Raw genomic sequence first — 3,220 nt, 5'->3', positions numbered from 1 at the left:
GGTTGTGTGTTGTTTGAGAACTGCACAGTGGACGCGAGCATCTTTGTTGTAAGTAATTAAGAGCGTACGGTGGATGCCTTGGCACCAGGAGCCGATGAAGGACGTAGTAGGCTGCGATAAGCCTCGGGGAGCTGTCAAACGAGCTGAGATCCGAGGGTCTCCGAATGGGGAAACCCAGCACGAGTGATGTCGTGTTACCCGCGCCTGAATATATAGGGCGTGTGGAGGGAACGTGGGGAAGTGAAACATCTCAGTACCCACAGGAAGAGAAAACAATAGTGATTCCGTGAGTAGTGGCGAGCGAAAGCGGAAGAGGCTAAACCATGTACATGTGATAGCCGGCAGGCGTTGTGTGCGTGGGGTTGTGGGGCCTTTCTTCTCATCACTGCCGTGGTGGGCGAGAGTAAGAAACCGGGTTGTTAGTCGAAGTGGTCTGGAACGGCCTGTCGTAGAGGGTGAGAATCCCGTAGACGAAAACTTCCCGGCTCTCGTGAATGGTTCCCAAGTAGCAGCGGGCCCGTGAAATCTGCTGTGAATCTGTCGGGACCACCCGATAAGCCTGAATACTCCCTGGTGACCGATAGCGGACTAGTACCGTGAGGGAAAGGTGAAAAGTACCCCGGGAGGGGAGTGAAATAGTACCTGAAACCGTGCGCTTACAATCCGTCAAAGCCTTTGCACACTTCGGTGTGGGGGGTGATGGCGTGCCTTTTGAAGAATGAGCCTGCGAGTTAGTGGCATGTGGCGAGGTTAACCCGTGTGGGGTAGCCGTAGCGAAAGCGAGTCCGAATAGGGCGGTCCAGTCGCATGCTCTAGACCCGAAGCGGAGTGATCTACCCATGGCCAGGGTGAAGCGACGGTAAGACGTCGTGGAGGCCCGAACCCACTTAGGTTGAAAACTGAGGGGATGAGCTGTGGGTAGGGGTGAAAGGCCAATCAAACTCCGTGATAGCTGGTTCTCCCCGAAATGCATTTAGGTGCAGCGTCGCGTGTTTCTCACCGGAGGTAGAGCTACTGGATGGTCTAGGGGGCCCACAAGCTTACCGAAATCAGCCAAACTCCGAATGCCGGTGAGTGAGAGCGCGGCAGTGAGACTGCGGGCGATAAGGTTCGTAGTCGAGAGGGAAACAGCCCAGATCGCCAGCTAAGGTCCCTAAGCGTGTACTAAGTGGAAAAGGATGTGGGGTCGCGAAGACAACCAGGAGGTTGGCTTAGAAGCAGCCACCCTTGAAAGAGTGCGTAATAGCTCACTGGTCAAGTGATCCTGCGCCGACAATGTAGCGGGGCTCAAGTACACCACCGAAGCTGCGGCATTCATGCAATACACCTCCTTGTTCCTGCGGGAGCTTGGGCAGTGGTATGGATGGGTAGGGGAGCGTCGTGCAGCCATGGAAGCGTCGGAGTGATCCAGGCGTGGAGGCTGCACGAGTGAGAATGCAGGCATGAGTAGCGAAAGAAGAGTGAGAAACTCTTCCGCCGAATGACCAAGGGTTCCTGGGCCAGGTTAATCCGCCCAGGGTGAGTCGGGACCTAAGGCGAGGCCGACAGGCGTAGTCGATGGACAACGGGTTGATATTCCCGTACCCGTGTAAACGCGCCCATGGTGAATCAGTGATACTAACCGCCCTGAAGCCGGCCGTGTTCCTTCGGGAATGTGGTCGGGGGATGCGCGGGACCTGATCTGGTAGTAGCCAAGCGATGGGGTGACGCAGGAAGGTAGCTGAGCCAGTCAGTGGTAATACTGGTGTAAGCGTGTAGGGAGTGGCATAGGCAAATCCGTGCCACACATATCCTGAGACGTGATGCATAGCCGATTGAGGCGAATTCAGTGATCCTATGCTGCCGAGAAAAGCCTCTAGCGAGCTTTTACACGGCCCGTACCCCAAACCGACACAGGTGGTCAGGTAGAGAATACTAAGGCGATCGAGATAACTATGGTTAAGGAACTCGGCAAAATGCCCCCGTAACTTCGGGAGAAGGGGGGCCTCGTCTGGTGATCCAACTTGCTTGGTGAGCTGGGTGGGGCCGCAGAGACCAGTGAGAAGCGACTGTTTACTAAAAACACAGGTCCGTGCGAAGTCGTAAGACGATGTATACGGACTGACGCCTGCCCGGTGCTGGAAGGTTAAGAGGACCGGTTAGCTTTTCGGAGCGAAGCTGAGAATTTAAGCCCCAGTAAACGGCGGTGGTAACTATAACCATCCTAAGGTAGCGAAATTCCTTGTCGGGTAAGTTCCGACCTGCACGAATGGCGTAACGACTTCTCAGCTGTCTCAACCATAGACTCGGCGAAATTGCATTACGAGTAAAGATGCTCGTTACGCGCGGCAGGACGAAAAGACCCCGGGACCTTCACTATAGCTTGGTATTGGTGTTCGGTTCGGTTTGTGTAGGATAGGTGGGAGACTGTGAAGCGGGCACGCCAGTGTTCGTGGAGTCATTGTTGAAATACCACTCTGATCGTATTGGACATCTAACCTCGGACCATGATCTGGTTCAGGGACAGTGCCTGGTGGGTAGTTTAACTGGGGCGGTTGCCTCCCAAAATGTAACGGAGGCGCCCAAAGGTTCCCTCAGCCTGGTTGGCAATCAGGTGTTGAGTGCAAGTGCACAAGGGAGCTTGACTGTGAGACTGACAGGTCGAGCAGGGACGAAAGTCGGGACTAGTGATCCGGCACCGGCAAGTGGAAGCGGTGTCGCTCAACGGATAAAAGGTACCCCGGGGATAACAGGCTGATCTTCCCCAAGAGTCCATATCGACGGGATGGTTTGGCACCTCGATGTCGGCTCGTCGCATCCTGGGGCTGGAGTAGGTCCCAAGGGTTGGGCTGTTCGCCCATTAAAGCGGCACGCGAGCTGGGTTTAGAACGTCGTGAGACAGTTCGGTCTCTATCCGCCGCGCGCGTTAGAAACTTGAGGAAGGCTGTCCCTAGTACGAGAGGACCGGGACGGACGAACCTCTGGTGTGCCAGTTGTTCCACCAGGAGCACCGCTGGTTAGCTACGTTCGGAAGGGATAACCGCTGAAAGCATCTAAGCGGGAAGCCTGTTCCAAGATGAGGTTTCTCACCCCCTTGAGGGGGTAAGGCCCCCGGCAGACCACCGGGTTGATAGGCCAGAACTGGAAGCACGGTAACGTGTGCAGGTGACTGGTACTAATAGGCCGAGGACTTACCACAAAGAAGCTACGCGTCCACTGTGCGGTATCTGAAACAACACAC

The 3,220-nt window shown here is 55.4% G+C and carries 1 rRNA gene; it reads left to right on the top strand.

Annotation, left to right across the window (positions count from 1 at the left end):
* Nucleotides 1–46: 46 nt before the first annotated feature.
* Nucleotides 47–3,178 (top strand): 23S ribosomal RNA (locus ACWFRB_RS26130).
* Nucleotides 3,179–3,220 lie beyond the last annotated feature (42 nt).

The sequence above is a fragment of the Rhodococcus sp. NPDC055112 genome, assembly GCF_053607505.1.
Note: the sequence above shows the minus strand (reverse complement) of the source record. Positions and strands in the feature narration are given on the sequence as shown.